This is a genomic window from bacterium (assembly GCA_041648665.1).
Classification (GTDB): Bacteria; UBA10199; UBA10199; order 2-02-FULL-44-16; family JAAZCA01; genus JAFGMW01.
This window is the reverse complement of the sequence record JBAZOP010000002.1, coordinates 121,935-137,113: the sequence shown is the minus strand read 5'-3', so window position 1 is coordinate 137,113 and position 15,179 is coordinate 121,935. Positions and strand designations below refer to the sequence as shown.

Annotated in this window: 31 protein-coding genes; all 31 read left to right on the top strand. The window is 67.0% G+C overall.

Annotation, left to right across the window (positions count from 1 at the left end; translation table 11 throughout):
• The first annotated feature begins 5 nt into the window (after nucleotides 1-5).
• The 31 genes from WC683_01945 (at nucleotide 6) to WC683_01795 (ending at nucleotide 15,174) form a co-directional block, all read left to right on the top strand.
• Nucleotides 6-1,865 (top strand): hypothetical protein, encoded by a 1,860-nt coding sequence (locus tag WC683_01945; GenBank protein ID MFA4971345.1) that lies wholly within the window; start codon nucleotides 6-8, stop codon nucleotides 1,863-1,865.
• A 43-nt stretch (nucleotides 1,866-1,908) separates the two neighbouring features.
• Nucleotides 1,909-2,328 carry a hypothetical protein gene (locus tag WC683_01940; protein ID MFA4971344.1) on the top strand — a complete coding sequence of 140 codons (420 nt, stop codon included), beginning with the start codon at nucleotides 1,909-1,911 and terminating at the stop codon, nucleotides 2,326-2,328.
• Between the two features lie 15 nt (nucleotides 2,329-2,343).
• Nucleotides 2,344-2,913, top strand: a complete 570-nt coding sequence (locus WC683_01935) for a hypothetical protein (GenBank protein ID MFA4971343.1) — start codon at nucleotides 2,344-2,346, stop codon at nucleotides 2,911-2,913.
• A 4-nt stretch (nucleotides 2,914-2,917) separates the two neighbouring features.
• Nucleotides 2,918-3,475, top strand: coding sequence for a hypothetical protein (locus WC683_01930; protein ID MFA4971342.1), 558 nt, complete (start codon nucleotides 2,918-2,920; stop codon nucleotides 3,473-3,475).
• The gene (locus WC683_01925; GenBank protein ID MFA4971341.1) at nucleotides 3,475-4,107 is read left to right on the top strand and encodes a hypothetical protein; all 633 of its coding nucleotides are present in this window, start codon (nucleotides 3,475-3,477) and stop codon (nucleotides 4,105-4,107) included. Before WC683_01930 ends, WC683_01925 begins: the two co-directional genes overlap by 1 nt.
• Before the next feature lie 43 nt (nucleotides 4,108-4,150).
• Entirely contained in the window at nucleotides 4,151-4,966 is an 816-nt protein-coding gene (locus tag WC683_01920; GenBank protein ID MFA4971340.1) for a hypothetical protein, read from the top strand.
• A 39-nt stretch (nucleotides 4,967-5,005) separates the two neighbouring features.
• A complete protein-coding gene (locus WC683_01915) occupies nucleotides 5,006-5,368 on the top strand; it encodes a hypothetical protein (protein ID MFA4971339.1) in 363 nt (120 codons plus the stop codon).
• Nucleotides 5,365-5,565, top strand: a complete 201-nt coding sequence (locus WC683_01910) for a hypothetical protein (GenBank protein ID MFA4971338.1) — start codon at nucleotides 5,365-5,367, stop codon at nucleotides 5,563-5,565. Before WC683_01915 ends, WC683_01910 begins: the two co-directional genes overlap by 4 nt.
• 5 nt (nucleotides 5,566-5,570) lie before the next feature.
• Nucleotides 5,571-5,837, top strand: a complete 267-nt coding sequence (locus WC683_01905) for a hypothetical protein (protein ID MFA4971337.1) — start codon at nucleotides 5,571-5,573, stop codon at nucleotides 5,835-5,837.
• Entirely contained in the window at nucleotides 5,806-6,273 is a 468-nt protein-coding gene (locus tag WC683_01900) for a hypothetical protein (protein ID MFA4971336.1), read from the top strand. Before WC683_01905 ends, WC683_01900 begins: the two co-directional genes overlap by 32 nt.
• 92 nt (nucleotides 6,274-6,365) lie before the next feature.
• Nucleotides 6,366-6,677 carry a hypothetical protein gene (locus WC683_01895; protein MFA4971335.1) on the top strand — a complete coding sequence of 104 codons (312 nt, stop codon included), beginning with the start codon at nucleotides 6,366-6,368 and terminating at the stop codon, nucleotides 6,675-6,677.
• A 50-nt stretch (nucleotides 6,678-6,727) separates the two neighbouring features.
• A complete protein-coding gene (locus WC683_01890) occupies nucleotides 6,728-7,666 on the top strand; it encodes a hypothetical protein (GenBank protein ID MFA4971334.1) in 939 nt (312 codons plus the stop codon).
• Nucleotides 7,663-7,941, top strand: a complete 279-nt coding sequence (locus tag WC683_01885) for a hypothetical protein (protein MFA4971333.1) — start codon at nucleotides 7,663-7,665, stop codon at nucleotides 7,939-7,941. Before WC683_01890 ends, WC683_01885 begins: the two co-directional genes overlap by 4 nt.
• Nucleotides 7,938-8,258, top strand: a complete 321-nt coding sequence (locus WC683_01880; protein ID MFA4971332.1) for a hypothetical protein — start codon at nucleotides 7,938-7,940, stop codon at nucleotides 8,256-8,258. Before WC683_01885 ends, WC683_01880 begins: the two co-directional genes overlap by 4 nt.
• Entirely contained in the window at nucleotides 8,258-8,470 is a 213-nt protein-coding gene (locus WC683_01875) for a hypothetical protein (protein ID MFA4971331.1), read from the top strand. Before WC683_01880 ends, WC683_01875 begins: the two co-directional genes overlap by 1 nt.
• 9 nt (nucleotides 8,471-8,479) lie before the next feature.
• The gene (locus WC683_01870) at nucleotides 8,480-8,911 is read left to right on the top strand and encodes a hypothetical protein (GenBank protein MFA4971330.1); all 432 of its coding nucleotides are present in this window, start codon (nucleotides 8,480-8,482) and stop codon (nucleotides 8,909-8,911) included.
• Entirely contained in the window at nucleotides 8,911-9,189 is a 279-nt protein-coding gene (locus WC683_01865) for a hypothetical protein (protein MFA4971329.1), read from the top strand. Before WC683_01870 ends, WC683_01865 begins: the two co-directional genes overlap by 1 nt.
• Nucleotides 9,186-9,785, top strand: coding sequence for a DNA-directed RNA polymerase subunit alpha C-terminal domain-containing protein (locus WC683_01860; GenBank protein MFA4971328.1), 600 nt, complete (start codon nucleotides 9,186-9,188; stop codon nucleotides 9,783-9,785). The genes WC683_01865 and WC683_01860 overlap by 4 nt, the downstream gene beginning before the upstream one ends.
• Nucleotides 9,786-9,798: 13 nt before the next feature.
• Entirely contained in the window at nucleotides 9,799-9,981 is a 183-nt protein-coding gene (locus WC683_01855; protein ID MFA4971327.1) for a hypothetical protein, read from the top strand.
• On the top strand, nucleotides 9,954-10,247 hold the full coding sequence (locus WC683_01850; protein MFA4971326.1) for a hypothetical protein: 294 nt from the start codon (nucleotides 9,954-9,956) through the stop codon (nucleotides 10,245-10,247). Before WC683_01855 ends, WC683_01850 begins: the two co-directional genes overlap by 28 nt.
• Nucleotides 10,244-10,435: a hypothetical protein gene (locus WC683_01845; GenBank protein MFA4971325.1), complete on the top strand. Its 192-nt coding sequence runs from the start codon at nucleotides 10,244-10,246 to the stop codon at nucleotides 10,433-10,435. Before WC683_01850 ends, WC683_01845 begins: the two co-directional genes overlap by 4 nt.
• Entirely contained in the window at nucleotides 10,432-10,737 is a 306-nt protein-coding gene (locus WC683_01840) for a hypothetical protein (protein MFA4971324.1), read from the top strand. Before WC683_01845 ends, WC683_01840 begins: the two co-directional genes overlap by 4 nt.
• Nucleotides 10,738-10,765: 28 nt before the next feature.
• Entirely contained in the window at nucleotides 10,766-11,023 is a 258-nt protein-coding gene (locus WC683_01835; protein MFA4971323.1) for a hypothetical protein, read from the top strand.
• Nucleotides 11,024-11,026: 3 nt separating this feature from the next.
• Entirely contained in the window at nucleotides 11,027-11,242 is a 216-nt protein-coding gene (locus WC683_01830; protein MFA4971322.1) for a hypothetical protein, read from the top strand.
• On the top strand, nucleotides 11,239-11,502 hold the full coding sequence (locus tag WC683_01825) for a hypothetical protein (protein MFA4971321.1): 264 nt from the start codon (nucleotides 11,239-11,241) through the stop codon (nucleotides 11,500-11,502). The genes WC683_01830 and WC683_01825 overlap by 4 nt, the downstream gene beginning before the upstream one ends.
• Nucleotides 11,503-11,651: 149 nt before the next feature.
• Nucleotides 11,652-12,251, top strand: a complete 600-nt coding sequence (locus WC683_01820; GenBank protein MFA4971320.1) for a hypothetical protein — start codon at nucleotides 11,652-11,654, stop codon at nucleotides 12,249-12,251.
• Nucleotides 12,252-12,596: 345 nt separating this feature from the next.
• A complete protein-coding gene (locus WC683_01815; protein MFA4971319.1) occupies nucleotides 12,597-13,748 on the top strand; it encodes a transposase in 1,152 nt (383 codons plus the stop codon).
• Nucleotides 13,749-13,849: 101 nt separating this feature from the next.
• The gene (locus tag WC683_01810; GenBank protein MFA4971318.1) at nucleotides 13,850-14,209 is read left to right on the top strand and encodes a hypothetical protein; all 360 of its coding nucleotides are present in this window, start codon (nucleotides 13,850-13,852) and stop codon (nucleotides 14,207-14,209) included.
• Entirely contained in the window at nucleotides 14,206-14,592 is a 387-nt protein-coding gene (locus WC683_01805; protein MFA4971317.1) for a hypothetical protein, read from the top strand. Before WC683_01810 ends, WC683_01805 begins: the two co-directional genes overlap by 4 nt.
• 11 nt (nucleotides 14,593-14,603) lie before the next feature.
• Nucleotides 14,604-14,795 carry a hypothetical protein gene (locus tag WC683_01800; protein ID MFA4971316.1) on the top strand — a complete coding sequence of 64 codons (192 nt, stop codon included), beginning with the start codon at nucleotides 14,604-14,606 and terminating at the stop codon, nucleotides 14,793-14,795.
• Between the two features lie 4 nt (nucleotides 14,796-14,799).
• Nucleotides 14,800-15,174 (top strand): DUF1566 domain-containing protein, encoded by a 375-nt coding sequence (locus WC683_01795; GenBank protein MFA4971315.1) that lies wholly within the window; start codon nucleotides 14,800-14,802, stop codon nucleotides 15,172-15,174.
• The last annotated feature ends 5 nt before the right edge of the window (nucleotides 15,175-15,179 follow it).

Below are 15,179 nucleotides of genomic sequence, written 5' to 3'. Positions count from 1 at the left end.
ACGAAATGTTGGAGCATCTCGGGGAGCTGCGCGAGGGGGCCAAGCTGCTGGAGGAGATCGCGACGCCGGAGGAGCGGCGGCTGCTGGGGTTCACCGATGCCGCTGAGGTGCGGGCCGATCGCATGCGGGCGGCGGCCCAGCGGGCCATCCAGGAGGACGGCGAGATCGGCAGCATCGAGCACGTGCCGCAGGTGCGCATGCAGGACCGCCGGGACCTGCGCCCGTGGCAGGGCAAGCAGTCCGACGCGGAGTTGGTGTTCGCCTTCGACAACCCCCTGGACGCCCAGGATCTGTACGACTTCGTGCTGGAGACGGGGCTGGTGGTGCCGGGCGAGGTGGCGCTGGTCATGGACGACCAGGCGCACCAGTACAGCGTGCACTTCACGCCATTGGTGCTGGTCCTGAAGCCGGACGTGATCCAGATGGCCATGCTGGCCTACTACGACCAGCTGGAGCCCGAGGACGAGGAGGCGTTCGAGGCGCTGGCCGAGGACGTGGGCGTGGTGCTGGACGAGCGGGCCAAGGCGCTGGCCAAGCGGCCGGCCGCAGCGCTGGCCAAGCGGAAGCCCCGGAAGCCGTCCCCCCGGGGCAGCGCGGAGCCGCGCGCGGAGCGGGGCGTGGACTTCAACCCCTACCACGACACGCGCGGCGTGTTCACCAGCCGCGAGGGGCTCAGCGATGGCGGGTCGTGGTCCGATGGCCGCCAGCGGCGCCTGAAGGCCACCAAGAAGGGCGCCAAGCTGCACTTCGCGGGCACCAAGCGGCCCTGTGGGCGCGAGGCGCGGGGCGCGGGCAAGGACATCCGGTGCTGGGACGGCAAGCAGGGGCAGGGGGGCTACCTCACCAAGACCTTCGCCAAGGCGAAAAGCCGCGAGGGCACGACGCCCATGCCGGGCCGCAAGAAGCACGAGGACGTGTTCAACCATGAGGACTGGCGCACCATCTGGGAGTGCCAGGCCCTGTATGGCATGCGGGAGGGCCGCTACCCCACGGACGACGCCGAGGCGCTGACGCTGGCGCAGCACCAGGCCGCGGCCGATATAGCATTGGATGAGGACAAGAGTCAGAAGCGGGCAAAGCGTGCCTTCCGCGCTCGCGTGCGCTGCATGGAGCCAGACTGTGGCCACCATTTTCAGGTGCGCATCGGGCGCGACACGGACATGGACGAGGATGGGAATCCTGTCGTGCGCTGCCCGGCCTGTGATCGCATGGGGGCGGTGGATGTGCTCTCTACGCAGGAGGACGCGCCAAGTGATCTGGGCAGCATGAGCGATATCCTTGGAGAGATGGAAGAGGGGTTTGGGAGCCGTTCTGGTCGCGGGCGCGATCCCTACTGGATCACGGCAAAGTACGCGGGCAAGGATGCGCAGGGGACGCCCTTCAAGAAGGGGGACCGCGTGTTCTACTACCCCCACGACCGGTCCACCTTGGCGGGCAAGGCGGCCGAACAGGCGGCCCGCGAGTTCCAAGCAGCAAAGGATGATGAGCGCGCCTATAACATGGGCGAGGCGGTCAGCGGGTCTGTGCAGACGGCGCCGCCGAACATCACCTACAAGCAGGACGGCGACCGGATCGAGTACGTCGTGTGGTCGCTCGTGCGGGGCTACTTCGGGGAGGTCCCGGCGAAGGGCGCGATCTACGTGCACACGCGGGGGCGCACGCCGGACGGGATCGACGAGCTGATCGCGCGGCAGCGCAGCATGTATGGCAGCCGCGATGGCCTGATGGGCTTCCGTGGCAAGGAGACGGAGTACCCATACACGCGGGGGCGCTACACCGGCGACACGTACGCCGAGATCAAGAAGATGGGAGGCACCACCGTGCGCGTCCGCGACGGACAGCCGGTGCAGGTGGGGGATCGATAACCATATGAGCGCACATCCAACTACGGGATGTAGAGGAAGAACAATGCGTGCACTTCTTGACAGCATCGAAGAGGCGGTACGGAGGCAGCCGAAGAACGAGGCCAGCAAGTCGTTCGTCTTCCTGACCGCGATCCAGGGGATCTTGGAGCGCCAACTGGACGGGTGGAAGTTCGATATCGACGGGCATCGAGCTGGTACGATGAAGGGGGCTCCGCGTGGGGAAGATGAAAGCGACAGCTTCATGTTGCAGGGCAGCGGGCCAGATCGGGCGTCGCTCATGGTCAGTTCCTCGAACAGCAGGGACGAGCACATGGCGCTGTTTCACGTCTATGGTGCGCGGTCTGCCGGTGGTCTTCACCTGCGCAAGTCCTATGACACGGTGAAGGCTGGGGATGCGAAGGTGGTGGCCAGCGATATCCTGGCAGCATTGAAAAAGGCGGGTGTTCCCGTCGGAAGCAAGTAGAAAGGATCGGCACACATGGGACGGCTACGACACTTGAGCGAGCAACTGGGGAATGCCATGGACGAGATGCGCGGGGTGATCGGCGACCGTGGCATCGAGCAACCAAAGAACACCATCGAGCTGCAACCGAACACCGAGTACTTCCTTGGTGCTTCCTCGTCACCGACTCACATCATCGTGACGAAGGTGGGCAAGGATCGCATCGAGTACGTGCAGGGGCCGGACTACAAGCGCCCGGTGCAGATGGAGCGATGGATTGCCCAGGATCTTATCTCGCGTGGCGTCGAGAACTGGTCGAAGCGCTACGGGGGCGCGTCCTACCCCTGGGCGAAGAAGCTGGAGCGCAACTTCGAGGCGCTGCGGAAGGGGCGCAAGGCGGACACGGTGAAGGTGGCTGACTTCTACCCCGTGCAGGTCACGGTGGAGCCCGTGGGGATGACCCGGGACGAGGCGTGGTCCGAGGCGGAGCGCTACGGCAACGTGGGCGGATCGGGGGACACCCTCCTCATCGACATGCGGTCGGGCGGCGTGGACGAGTTAAAGAAGGACAAGCGGTTCAAGGTGTCGAAGGTCGAGGATCGGTAAACCCATGGCCCTAGTCTACGGCAGCTGCCCCACGGAGATCGCGTACTTCAAGCAGTTGGAGGCGGAGCGCATCGCGCTGGTCGGCCCCACCTGCGAGTACTACTCCCTGAACCGGGGCAAGCACGTGGACCCGCTGTACGGCGAGCCGGACAACGACCCGCTGTACGGCGGCATGGACCCCCGGGGCACGCCGCAGCACCATCCCACCAGCTGGAACTTCTCGCCCGACGTGGCCGGGGGGGAGGCCCCGCTCACGTTCCAGTGCGCCATCGAGTACCAGGAGGCGGACCAGCGCCAGCCCAGCGCCCGGGCCGAGGGCAAGCAGGTCGAGTACGACGCCACCCTGTACGTGGCGGTGCTGCACTGGGAGGCCGCCGTGGCCGGCCGGTCGTTCGCCGCGCGCGTACCCAAAGAGGGCGACGTGACCTACGTGTTCGGCCTGTGGTGGGACGTGGTGAACGCCGGGTCCTCCGGCAACGTGCTGGACACCGCCAGCGTGGTGGGCTGGAAGCTGCTGCTGAAGCGCCGGTCGCAGTTTGTCCCGGAAAGAAAGGTCGGATGATGGATAATAAATTCAAGGTGATGCGCAAGGTTCTTCCGAGGCGTGCGGAACAGGGAACCTGCGTCGTGGTGCGCGGCGAGAAGGTTACGTGGGTGATGCGCATTGCGAAGAAGCCCACCAGGGTCTCGTCGAGCACCTTTGGCAATCCCACGTTGGTGCAACTGTCTGGCACGTTGGTGTACCCGCCCAAGCGGCGCGGCGAGCACGAGTCGATTCCGGTTGATGCCGAGGTTCCGCTGGAAGTGGTGAGCGGAGAGAATTTCGAGGAGAGTAAAATGGATCATCTTTTGCGCTCGATGGAGCAACTTCACGAGGGGAAGAAGGATCGTCCGGGGCAGCACGGACCCATGATCGAATACGACTGGGCAACGGTAGCGCGGGCCATGGGGGCGCGCCTTGTCGGGGTCAGCAAGGCGCGCAAATCCGTTGTCGTGAGCTATGGCAGCAAGTCCTACGAGCTGACGGACAACGGCGGCGAGATCAACATATCTGTCGTGGCGCCGGTCGGGGACAGCGTGCCCTTCTGGTCCAACGCGCACCCAGGTGGCAGCGTGGGGCCGCTGACGCTGGCGTACCGCCTCATGGCGGAGATCGACGGGCGATCCATCGACTACGACAAGGATCTGGACTAGCTGAGATTGATCGGCGCACACGTGTTCGCCGCTGGAGGACGCGATGAAGGACATGCTAGAATCTATGGGGGGGACCATGCGGGCGCTCTTGGAACGGTTGGAGGCGGTGACGCGCACCGGGGTCAAGCTCCAGGTGATCCCCGGGGGACAGGGTGGGGACGAGCAGCCCGCGCGTTCCACGATCTCCTCGGCCAGCGCGGAGCCACCCCAGGGAGGCCCGTCGGCCAAGAAGCGCCCGCTGGGCAACGCGGGTGTCCCGCTGGGGAAGACGGTCGAGCGGGAGGGGTTGCGCCTGCACCGGTACACGAGCGCCCTGCGCGTGACCGACTTGACGAACGCGGGGAAGCGCGGGAAGCAGGTGGACGAGTTCGCGCTGTACAACCTCGACTGGGACTTCTCGTTGCCCGTGGCCAGCCTCTTGGAGAAGGCGCTGGGAGCCATCGCTACGGCGCGCACCTACGCGCAGGCGCTACGCGCGGCCAAGGACGCGGTGCAGGAGGCGACGAAGCTGGGCGGCTCCTATGGTGCGCACGCTGTGGCGGTGGAGGAGACGCGGCTTCGCGGGGTGGACGTGGAGGCCCCAGCGGGGGCGCCTGGGGCCAAGGTGAAGATCGTTACGCCCACGTTCGAGCTGGAAGCCTCGGCGAAGGACTTCTCGGTGCGCCAGCGGGCGAAGGGGCTGGAGGACACCACCAACCACATCCCGCCCGTGCACGGGGCGAAGAGGACGGCCATCGCCAACTTCTATGCGTGGGTGCAGGAGCACGAGGCGCAGATCCGCCGGTGGTCCTACCACGAGCTGGCGCGGGCCATGGCCGACGCGGGGCTGGACTACCACTCGTACAGCACGTATGACTGAGGCGCACACGTGTGCGCGCGAGCAAGAAGGAGTAGGACCATGGCGACGGTACGGATGGCCGACCTGTTCGAGGCGGCGCGGTTCCGTGGTATGGGCGGTGGGGCCAGCGCTGCGGCCCGGGATCGCATGGATGCCGAGCGCGCGGCCAAGCGGAAGGCGGAGTACAGCTGGCGCTCCGATCTCCGGGGAAAGGGGGATGATCCCAGGCAGGCCAACAAGGCTACCCTGAGCAGCAAGTACTCCGATGTCGCCTGGATCACGTGGTGGGACGACGACGAGGCGCGCGACAAGTTCCGGGCCGAGACGGCGGTCCCGGGGGTGCGCGGGCAGACGCAGGTGATCGGGCGCTTCTCCTCGCTGGAGAAGGCCCAGGCGGCCGCCGAGAAGGAACTCGGGCTGTGATCCGCGCCGCGGCATTGGTGCTGGCCGCGCTGCTGGCCGGGGCTTGCACGCCGGCCATCATCCAGCACGCGGAGCAGCGCAACCCGGGCTGCCGGGTGGTGCCGCTGGAGCGGGAGGGCAACTGGGCCAGGGTGCGCGTGATCTGCCCGGGCCGGATGCCGGTGGTGCGCGAGTACGGGCCGCGGCCCAAGGGGTGAGCACGATGACGACGATGAAAGCGGTGTTCGAGGCGATCTCGCGGGAGAAGGTGGTGCCCAACGAGGTGTTCGCGGCGCTGAAGCCGTACGTGAAGCGCATGAAGAAGGAGATCCGAGCGTGGAACATGGGCGATCCCGGGGACGTATCCGATAAGGAACTCATTCAGAGCGCATGGGAAGGCATGCGTCTTGCTGGGTGGATGCCGGAAGACGTGTTGGCGCAGCCGTCGCGCGCGGTAGATGACGTATTGGGGATCTGGCGCAGCAACTAGGGAGGGGGGCGCGATGACCGAGGAGCGAACACGTGTGCGCCCCGTGATCGACGCGGGCACCGGCCTGGGCGCCCTCACGGAGGCCCTGGCCCAGCGCGAGATCGAGACGGGGCTGAGCGCCGTGTGCGCCTGGTGCACCCACTACTGGGAGGCCCGGGAGCAGGCAGCGGGCCGCCCCTGCGCCTGCGCCGTGGCGGACTGCGGGGGGCCGGCGGCGGGCCGGGCCTTCCCGCGCTACCGCGGGCCCCGGCCACACCTGGCCACCTACTGCTTCATCTGCGGCCAACCGGCCGTGTTCGGCGTCACGTTCCACGGCGCCAGCGGGGGCTCCCTGGGGTGCTGCCGCAAGCACGAGCCCCAGCTGCGGCAGATCCTGGCGCGACGTGGCATGCGCGTGGTGGTGAACGAGCGCCTCGTGGCCGCCCCCAAAAAGTGAACAATCCCCGTTGACAAACGGCCACGTTCGCGTTAATATGGCGAGGCATGGAGGGTGCGCTGCTACGATGTAGCACGGGAAGGAAGTGCGCGATGAAGAAGGACGTGGCGATGGAAAAGGACGGCGCGAAGAAGAAGAGCGGAGCGAAGAAGGTGGCCAAGGCGAAAAAGAAGGTCAAGATTCCGAGCTTGGAGGAGGCCGATGTTCAGCGCAGGAAGATGATTCGCGTGCTGGAGGGGGCTATCGCATGCTTGCAGGCAACCGTGCCGCAGCAGTATGTGAACGGCTACATGAATTCGTCGGTGCTTCACCTGCACCGCCACGTGCGCCAGGCGTCCAGCTTCGCTTCCATGATCGTCTCCTCGTCATCGGCACAGCTACAGCCGGATCAGGATCCCCGTTGACAAACGCCACCGGATGTGGCAGGATCGGGGCATCCACCGGGAGGGACGCGATGCAGATACACCTGATCTACCACATGGACGCGGACGGGCACGCCAGCGCGGGCATCGTGCAGGAGCACCTGCGGCGCGAGCGGCCGGGCGCGGAGTTGATCTTTCACCCCATCGACTACGGCATGGCGTGGGACGATGCGGTGATCCAGCAGTACGACCGCGTGTACCTGCTCGACTTCATGCTGCAGCCCGTGGCCCGGATGCGGGCCTTCGTGGAGCACTGTCGGCTCCAGGAGGCGCACCTCACCTGGATCGACCACCACCGCACGTCCCTGGTAGCCGAGGCGGAGGAGCCCCTGCTGCTGGGGGTGCAGGGCGTGCGCGAGGAGGGTCGTGCCGCCTGCGAGCTGACGTGGAACTGGTGCTTCCACGAACGGCAGTTGCCGGAGGTCATCGAGTTGGTGGCGGCCTGGGACGTGTTCCGGCGCGACCACCCGGCCTGGGATCGGCTTGTGCGGCCCCTGCAACTGTACCTGCGCGCCATCGACAGCGACCCCGCGACGAACCATGGTTTCTGGCAGCAGGTGTTCTGCCAAGATGGCGACCGCGCCGTGGTCCAGGACGCACATGAGTACGGCGCCATCCTGATGCGCTACCAGCAGCGGGTGGAGGATGACAGGATGCAGGCCGGCGCCGCGGTGGGGCCGTTCGCGGGCTACCGCGCCCTGGTGGTGAACGCGCCGGGGCTCAATTCGACGCCGTTCGAGCGCGACCCCCGGTCGGCCGAGGTGGACCTGTTCGTGGCGTGGAGTGTCGTGGCCTCGGGGCAGATCTCCGTGAGCATGTACCGGCCCCAGGGCCGGGACGTGCCGGACCTGGGCGCGCTGGCGAAGCAGCTCGGGGCTGCGGGGCCCTACGGCACGGGCGGGGGCCACCCCGGCGCCGCGGGCTTCCAGACCGACTGGGCCCACCTGCAGCGCCTGCTGCATGGCGAGTGAGAGCGCACACGTGTGCGCGAAGGGAGGCAGGGATGGACGACCGTGACAAGGCGCTGGAGCTGTTTGCGAACCCCATCGAGCGGGGGAGGGCCAAGGTGCTGCTGGCCCAGTCCCGCGAGGTGGCCATCCGCCGCAACGACGAGAACGGCGAGTGGATGTGGGCCATCGAGGCGATGGTGGACCGCGAGTTCTGGTTCAACGCGTTCCTGACGCGGGCCGATGCGGAGCGGTGGGCCACCGAGGTGGGGCTGGTGGTGGTGAAGGTGGAGCCGTGAGCGTCGGATCGTGCACCCACGGGGAGGCGTACCTCTTTTCGGCGCCGGGGGAGGACGAGCTGCACTGCGGTGTATGCTTGTTGGTCGAGAACGAGCGGCTGCGTTCGCTCGCCTGTTCCCACGCAGCGGGGTCCGCGCACAACGAGTCCTGCTGCCTCGTGAAGGGGCTAGAGCGCGACCTGGACGCAGCGCGAGCAGAAAGCGCGGAGGCATTCGCGGAATACCTCGATCAGTTCGAAGAGGCCGGAGTCTGCTACGAAGCGAAGGAACAGCTGGAGATGTTCCGCGCCGCCCTCGCCGGGAAGGAGAACGATTGATGGACGACAAGATGACCCGTGAGATTGTGATGGGAGAGCGCGATGGCATCCTGGCGTTCCTACGGCGCAAGGCGACCGATTGCCGCAACATGGCCAGCAACGCGCTGGCGGACTCGATGCAGAATCGACCCAATGCGGAACGCTGGGAGGAGCGGGCGAAGGTGCTAGACGAGACGGCGGAGCAGATCGCTGGCGAATGGCACTGGCAATAAGGAGGCCATATGACCGCATGGCGCGAGACACAAGGCGATCCCACCGGCCGTGAGGTCGTGTACTGGTCTGTCGGCGGCCACGAGACGGAGCTGACGCACGAGACGATGGAGGAGGCCATCGACTACTACCTGGAGGAGTTTGCGCTTCCTGGCGGCAAGTGGGCGGACAACCTGCCGGACGAGATTGAGGTGGTGGGGTTCGCTCGGGTGCAGTTGATGATGCGCCCCGGAGACACGCTGGAGCGGACGCTGGAGTGCATCGACGAGGAGTACGGCGACCCGGACGGAGGGTGGACGGAGCCGACTCCTGCGATGCTGGCGGCCGAGGCGGCCTACCACGCGGTGGTGCTGGCCGAGTACGAGCCGTGGATGTGCGAGCCGGTGGTCCGGCGGCAGGTGGACGTGCGAGCGTGGCTCGCCGAGCACGACGAGAGGGGATGATGCGACAGTACCAGTACAAGGAGGAGCGCCACCCGCTGCACCCGGACGAGGTGCGGCTGCTGGTGACGTGGCCCGGGTACGGCTGGTGGCACAAGCTCGGCCACGTGGTGGACTGGCGCGACGGGATCTGCGACCGGGGCCCCGTGGTCCGGGCGGAGGCGTGGCCCGCTCACGGGCTGCACCCGGACGTGTCGCGACCGTTCAACACGCACGCGGAGGCGGTTGGGTGGCTCAGGCAGCTCTGGGAGGAGCGGCAGGCAAGGAGGCGGGTAGCATGACAAACGACGAAGAAAGAACGCCCATCGAAGTGTGGGCCGAGGCGTGCGAGGGGGCGATCCGCGCCGTCGAGGTGGCGGGCTTCGAGGAGCAAGGGAAGATCGCCGTGGATCAGGCGAATGGCCTGGTGCGTCTGGCATGGAAGCTCGCTGGGCCGAAGATCAGGACGGTCGTTTGTCGGTGCGGAAAGACGTTCACGACGACCAATCCAAACGCGCGGTTCTGCCATAGAGGCTGCTCTTCCAGGAAGATGTGGCTGACCGACGAAGAGCTACTGGATGAGCTGCGCACAAAGACCCAATCGCAGGTCGCCAGGGAGCATGGTGTTACTTCAACGACTGTGTCTGTTCGCCGGAAGAGAGCCGAGAGGCGCAGGGACCGTGCTGCCGAGGTCAAGGAGTTGCCGGGCGGTCGTGTCGAGGATCTGGAGTTGTCCGTTCGCTCGATGAATGGCTTGCAGGGAATGGGCATCGAAATGATCAGCGAGCTGATCCTTTGTACCGAGGAGGATCTGGTTGCATCAAAGATGCTTGGGCGAAAAAGCCTAAAAGAAATCAAAGGGTTGCTCGCTGAAAATGGGATGCAATTGCGAAGATGATGGGAGTTTATTGATGGACACCGAGACGCGCATGACCGAGGAGCAGCTCGCGCACTTGATTGCGCAGCGCGACCCGAAACAGCAGCCAGAGTGCGAGCACTGCCTGTACGCGTTCAACCGGCGCAACTGTGTCAACTGCACAGTGCAGGGCGGGACCGGCGAGGAGGCATGGCTGCCATTCGGCGGATGGGAGTGACGATGGCCCGGTCACCGGAGGAGATTGTAGCTGAGTTGGATGCTCTCGTGGCGGTTGGCCGTGCGAGAATGGAGGCTTCGAAAGATCCGTGCATCCGAGGGTTGCACATGTCGGAGTCAGAGTGGTTATCGAGGGAGGAGTTTGAGCGTCTGAACGAACTACACCTTGAGTGGGCCAGGTCCCAGCCGACGCTTGCGGAGGTGCGCGAGCGGGTGGCGCGGAAGCGCGCGGCACGGCTGGCACGGATGCTGGAGGGAGCGCCATGAAGGTGAAAGTCGCGGTGGAGGCGAGTGTCTCGTTGGATCGGAAGCGGTGCGGTCGCTGTTCCTGGTGGGTCTGGAGGTCATCGTTCGAGCAGGACTTTTGCGATCTGTTCGGGTGGCCCATATCGAAGGACAGCCGAGGACGCCCGCTGCGATGTCGGAAGTGCATCGTTCGGGAGGTGAAGCCATGACCTTGCAAGACGGAAAGGTGTACGCGGTCACCGTGATCAAGGTCTCGACTGCTGAGATCCGCGATTGTGGCTGGGGATGCCCGCACCTTGCGATTAACAGACATGGGCGCAAGAAGGTGCGGACGTGCTACCTCAACGCCTTCGATCCGGTGGAGCTGCTGCCGCCGAGGAAGCGGAAGGGTGACCAGGATGACGAGAACGCACGCCAGGCCGCGCAGAGATCGAGTAAGTGCCTGAAGGCGGCAACATGGGTAGCGGACAACCTGAGAATGCAGGCCATCAACAGGATGATCGGATGCTGAGTTTCACTCGCCGGGAAGAGGTAGTGAGATGCGAACAGACCTGCGCAACAGAGCGGAGGCGGTGGTTGCTGCTGGCGGCGATCAATCGACTCTCGTAGCTGAGATCCTTGTAAAGTACGACTCTCTCGCATGGACGGCGAAGCGCCTGACAGACGAACGTGACGAGGCGCGGGAGGAGAACGAGCGGCTGCGGCAGGTGGTCGATGACCACGAGTGTCGGTGTCCTGTATGCGGATACAAGGCACCATGTGCCCGCAAGTGCGCCTTCCTCACTAGGAAGGAGTAGGAGATGGAGATCAAGGTTGGAACGAGGATTCACGATAACGACCCCCGGTGCACGGTCTACCGGGAGGGCAAGGTGATTGAGATCCTTTCGGAGGAGAGGGTCTTGGTGAAGTGGTTCCCGCGTGGGCGCACGACCCGGGTCAAGAAGAGCCGCATTCGCCCGCGTGCCAAGGCCCGGAGCACCGACTACGTGATCTTGGAGGAGGGGGGCCAGTCATGACGCTGCGCGACTTGGTGGGCAAGCGCGTGGAGCTGCTGCAGGACGAGCGCTGGGCTGCCCACGCCGCCCCCATCCGCGCCGGCCACCGCGGCACCGTGGCGGTGACGCCGCCCCCCGAGGCCGCGGGGTCCCTCGTCCACATCTGCTTCGACCGCATCCAGCCCCGCCCTGGCGGCTTCTTCGGGCTGGGCGCGCCAGACTGGGACTTCACCCCCTCCCGCCAGCAGATGATCCGCGTGCTGGAGGGGGACGCGCCATGACGGTGCCCGTGGACTGGGCGGCGCTGCCGACCCTGGGCGTGCTGCCGGACCGCGAGATCGCGCGGGAGCTGGGCTGCACGAGTGCCACCGTGGGCCACCACCGGCGCCGGCTGGGCATTCGCCGTTGCTACCATCCGAAGAAGAAGGTGGTGCCCCCCTGGCAGGCGAAGGTGGAGCCTCTGCTCGGCACGATGACTGATGTCGACGTGGCGTGTCGCGTGGGGGTGTCCGTGAGCACCGTGGGCTGCTTCCGGCGGCGTCTGGGCCTGCCCCGCTGCAAGCGATCTGCAATACTGCTTCCACCGTGGGATGATCAGCCCCTCGGGCAGGTGTCGGACACGGAGATCGCGCGCCGGCTGGGCGTGACGCGCCAGGCTGTGCACCAGGTGCGCAAGCGCATGGGCATCCCGGCGTGTTGGCCCCCAGGTAGCGCTGGCCCCTTAGCCTCGAATCTGCCGCCGGACCTGCCCTACGGCCAGGTGCTGGATGTAGACCTTGCGCAGCAGCAGGGCGTGTCCGCGAGCGTGATCAGCAAGCAGCGTCGCCGGCTGGGTATCCCCCCGTACTGGCATCTCTGGCGCGCCGTGGCCACGCCCCTGCTGGGCACCATGTCTGACTCCGCCGTGGCCAGAATCGCTGGCGTGCACCCGCTGGTCGTGTTCCGCCTGCGCCGCGCCCTGGGTATCCCCGCCTACGGACGCCGCCGAACGGCGCTCTCCCAGGGCGCCCCGTCCGATCCCACGCCCTAGCGAGCGCGCCCCCCGTTGACCGAGCCCCCGCCTCCGTGCCCCCCAGGGGACGCCCACGGGGCACGCTGGCGGCCGGACGCGCCCCATGCATCCACCCCCCCAGCGCCCTGAACAGAAGCCCCCCACGCCCAAACGTGCCTTCCCCCGCACCAATGACCAGAACACGCGCCACCCCCCTTGGTGCGACTCCCATCCGAAAACGTTGCCGGGCAGGGCGGACGCAAACGCCGGATTTTCCGCGGGCCCGGGCCTGGACCTGTTGACAAACGCGCAATAGGTGTGCTAGGATGGGTAGTGGCAGGGTTTAGAGGTTGACACGCAGCAATGCGGTCTTATGTTACCAGCGTGGTCCGTTCCTACCGATACCGGCTTGCGCCGACGCAGGCCCAGCAGCGCATCCTAAAGACGTGGTTGGCCCTCACGCGGGCGTTGTACAACGCTGCGTTGCAGCAGCGGCGGGAGGCATGGGATCGGCAGCGGCGCGGGCTTTCCTGCTATGCGCAGATGGGGGAGCTGCCCGCGCTGCGCCTGGAGTGCCCGGAGTTTGCGGGGGTGCCCGTGATGGTCCTCCGGGGGGCGCTGGTGCGGTTAGAGCGGGCGTTCCATGGGTTCTTCCGGCGGTGCAAGCAGGGGGGCCGACCAGGGTATCCGCGCTTTCGGGGAGCGCATCGCTGGGACACGTTGATGATCGAGGATCTGGGGGGCCGCGTGCCGATCTGCGGGGGCGGCAAGCGGGTGCAGGTTCCGTTGCTGGGCAAGGTGAAGTTCCGGCAGCATCGGCCACTGGAGGGCGTGCCGAAGGCTATGCGTCTCACGCGGGATGCGGGGGGGCGGTGGTTCGTGACATTCGCGTGCGTGGAAGTGCCGCGAAAGGCGCTGCCGCCCTCCTCCATCGACGTGGGGGTGGACCTGGGGTTGGCGCACTTCGCGGTGACCAGCGATGGCGAGGTGTTCGAGAACCCGCGGCCGCTGGAGGCAGCACAGCGGGCGCTTGCCCGAGCACAGCGGCGGGTGGCGCGCCGGAAGCGGGGTAGCCAGCGGCGCCGGGCGGCGGTGCTGCTGCTGGCGCGGCGCTACGAGCACGTGGCCAACGTGCGGCGGGAGGGGCACATCAAGGTGGCGCGGGAGCTGGTAGCGACGTATGGGGTGATCTGCGTGGAGGATCTGAACATTCGCGGGATGGCCACGGGGCGGCTAGCGCGATCTGTACATGACGCCGGGTGGGGTTCCTTCCTACACTGGCTTCGCGTCAAAGCGGAAGAGGCTGGGCGCGAGGTGGTGGGAGTGGACCCACGTGGGACGTCACAGGGGTGCAGCGGGTGCGGCGCTCTGGTGCCGAAGTCATTGGCGACGCGCGTGCACCGGTGCCCATCATGCGGGCTGGTCCTGGATCGGGACCTGAATGCAGCAAGGAACATCGTATGGCTCGGTAGGAGCCAGCGGGGAGCCGCGCCTCGGTCTGGAGGACGGCCAGGATCCGCGAAGGCCGAGTCGTGAGCCCAGGAACGGACCACACTGTTCGCAGGGCGCACGGCGCTTCAAAACAGGCCACTACCCGGCACGTGCACGGGTGTGGGGGGGGGGCGACGTGTTGGGAGGTGGAGCAGGCGCTGAAGCTGTCGCACCAGACGGCGAGCCCGCGGATCTGGGAGCTGAAGCGGCTGGGGCTGGTGGTGGCGACGGGGGCGCGGCGGAAGACGGGGAGCGGGCGGGGGGCGGAGGTGCTGGTGGCGCCGCGGGTGGTGGTGGACGCGGCGGTGGGGGCGGCGCGGGCGCCGACGCTGCGGGAGCGGGTGCGGGAGCTGGAGGCGGCGTTGGCGGACCGGGACCGGGCCATCGCGCGGCTGCAGATGCAGCTGGCGTTGCGGGACAGGAAGCGGGTTGTGGGCGTGCGGCAGATGCCGTTGCGGGGGCTGGGCCGGGACCGGGACCCCGAGGGGGAGGATCCCGAGGGTTGACAAACGCGATCGTGTGTGCTAAGATGGGGGTGCTCGCGCGGCGTGGGGGCCGGGCGAGGCAGCGCGGTGGGACGCGCGGAAGGGGAGAACGCATGGAGACGAAGGTTGGCATCGCGGGGTGGCGTCTGGCGGCGGTGCCCGACGTGGAGGAGGGGGCGCAGGGCTACTTCTGGGCGTGGGTGGTCGAGGATGCTCTGGACGCCTACGGGGGCATCGTCACGGCGCGCGAGCCGGAGGTGGTCCGCGTGACCGGCGCGATCGAGGCGTGCGACCGGCGCATCTACCGGACGGCGTCGGGGCCGGGCTTGTCCCCGGCCAGCTTCCGGGGCATGAACCGCGTGCTGGTGCTGTGGCGGGGGCCGCTGACCCCCGCGACCACGTAGGAGGAGGCGCGATGCGGACGTTTTTTTGCTACCAGTGCGATGATTTCGGCATGGTTAGCGGCCCGTGCATGATCCAGTGCGCTGAAACCGCAAACCCGCCGCACTGGTGCCCGTTCGTGACGGAGCGCAAGGCGGGCGAGGTGCTGCCCGCGACCGAGGCAACGTGGACGACGGAGCGGCGGCGCGAGCCGAGAGAGGAGTAGGACGATGGAGCGATTCCAGGCGACCACCCATGCTACGATCAGGGACACGAGTACCGGCCTCGAATGGCGCACGGACTACGCCACGGATCTGTCGTGGGACGAGGCCATGACCTATGCCGCGAAGCTCGGAGACGGATGGCGACTGCCGACCATCGAGGAGCTGGTCACGCTGATCGACTTCAAGCAAGTCGCTCCTGCATCTGAGTTTCCGGACCAACCGTCCGAGTGGTTCTGGTCGTCGTCGCTGCCCCGTGCTGCGTCCACGTCCTACGCTTGGTACGTGCACTTCAACAACGGCAGCGTGGACTTCTACGACAAGACGCGACGCAGCCATGCTCGTTGTGTTCGAGGTGGACCGTCTGCTACCCCGGAGGAGTAGGAGGA

Bases quoted from the DNA above. Each gene is read 5' to 3' on its own strand.
- WC683_01845 (MFA4971325.1), top strand. From the start codon at position 10,244: ATGAAGGTGAAAGTCGCGGTGGAGGCGAGTGTCTCGTTGGATCGGAAG.
- WC683_01870 (MFA4971330.1), top strand. From the start codon at position 8,480: ATGACCGCATGGCGCGAGACACAAGGCGATCCCACCGGCCGTGAGGTC.
- WC683_01900 (MFA4971336.1), top strand. From the start codon at position 5,806: ATGACGTATTGGGGATCTGGCGCAGCAACTAGGGAGGGGGGCGCGATG.
- WC683_01830 (MFA4971322.1), top strand. From the start codon at position 11,027: ATGGAGATCAAGGTTGGAACGAGGATTCACGATAACGACCCCCGGTGC.
- WC683_01875 (MFA4971331.1), top strand. From the start codon at position 8,258: ATGGACGACAAGATGACCCGTGAGATTGTGATGGGAGAGCGCGATGGC.
- WC683_01865 (MFA4971329.1), top strand. From the start codon at position 8,911: ATGCGACAGTACCAGTACAAGGAGGAGCGCCACCCGCTGCACCCGGAC.
- WC683_01915 (MFA4971339.1), top strand. From the start codon at position 5,006: ATGGCGACGGTACGGATGGCCGACCTGTTCGAGGCGGCGCGGTTCCGT.
- WC683_01905 (MFA4971337.1), top strand. From the start codon at position 5,571: ATGACGACGATGAAAGCGGTGTTCGAGGCGATCTCGCGGGAGAAGGTG.
- WC683_01835 (MFA4971323.1), top strand. From the start codon at position 10,766: ATGCGAACAGACCTGCGCAACAGAGCGGAGGCGGTGGTTGCTGCTGGC.
- WC683_01920 (MFA4971340.1), top strand. From the start codon at position 4,151: ATGAAGGACATGCTAGAATCTATGGGGGGGACCATGCGGGCGCTCTTG.
- WC683_01795 (MFA4971315.1), top strand. From the start codon at position 14,800: ATGGAGCGATTCCAGGCGACCACCCATGCTACGATCAGGGACACGAGT.
- WC683_01860 (MFA4971328.1), top strand. From the start codon at position 9,186: ATGACAAACGACGAAGAAAGAACGCCCATCGAAGTGTGGGCCGAGGCG.
- WC683_01825 (MFA4971321.1), top strand. From the start codon at position 11,239: ATGACGCTGCGCGACTTGGTGGGCAAGCGCGTGGAGCTGCTGCAGGAC.
- WC683_01945 (MFA4971345.1), top strand. From the start codon at position 6: ATGTTGGAGCATCTCGGGGAGCTGCGCGAGGGGGCCAAGCTGCTGGAG.
- WC683_01850 (MFA4971326.1), top strand. From the start codon at position 9,954: ATGGCTGCCATTCGGCGGATGGGAGTGACGATGGCCCGGTCACCGGAG.
- WC683_01895 (MFA4971335.1), top strand. From the start codon at position 6,366: ATGAAGAAGGACGTGGCGATGGAAAAGGACGGCGCGAAGAAGAAGAGC.
- WC683_01855 (MFA4971327.1), top strand. From the start codon at position 9,799: ATGGACACCGAGACGCGCATGACCGAGGAGCAGCTCGCGCACTTGATT.
- WC683_01940 (MFA4971344.1), top strand. From the start codon at position 1,909: ATGCGTGCACTTCTTGACAGCATCGAAGAGGCGGTACGGAGGCAGCCG.
- WC683_01930 (MFA4971342.1), top strand. From the start codon at position 2,918: ATGGCCCTAGTCTACGGCAGCTGCCCCACGGAGATCGCGTACTTCAAG.
- WC683_01840 (MFA4971324.1), top strand. From the start codon at position 10,432: ATGACCTTGCAAGACGGAAAGGTGTACGCGGTCACCGTGATCAAGGTC.
- WC683_01800 (MFA4971316.1), top strand. From the start codon at position 14,604: ATGCGGACGTTTTTTTGCTACCAGTGCGATGATTTCGGCATGGTTAGC.
- WC683_01935 (MFA4971343.1), top strand. From the start codon at position 2,344: ATGGGACGGCTACGACACTTGAGCGAGCAACTGGGGAATGCCATGGAC.
- WC683_01890 (MFA4971334.1), top strand. From the start codon at position 6,728: ATGCAGATACACCTGATCTACCACATGGACGCGGACGGGCACGCCAGC.
- WC683_01925 (MFA4971341.1), top strand. From the start codon at position 3,475: ATGGATAATAAATTCAAGGTGATGCGCAAGGTTCTTCCGAGGCGTGCG.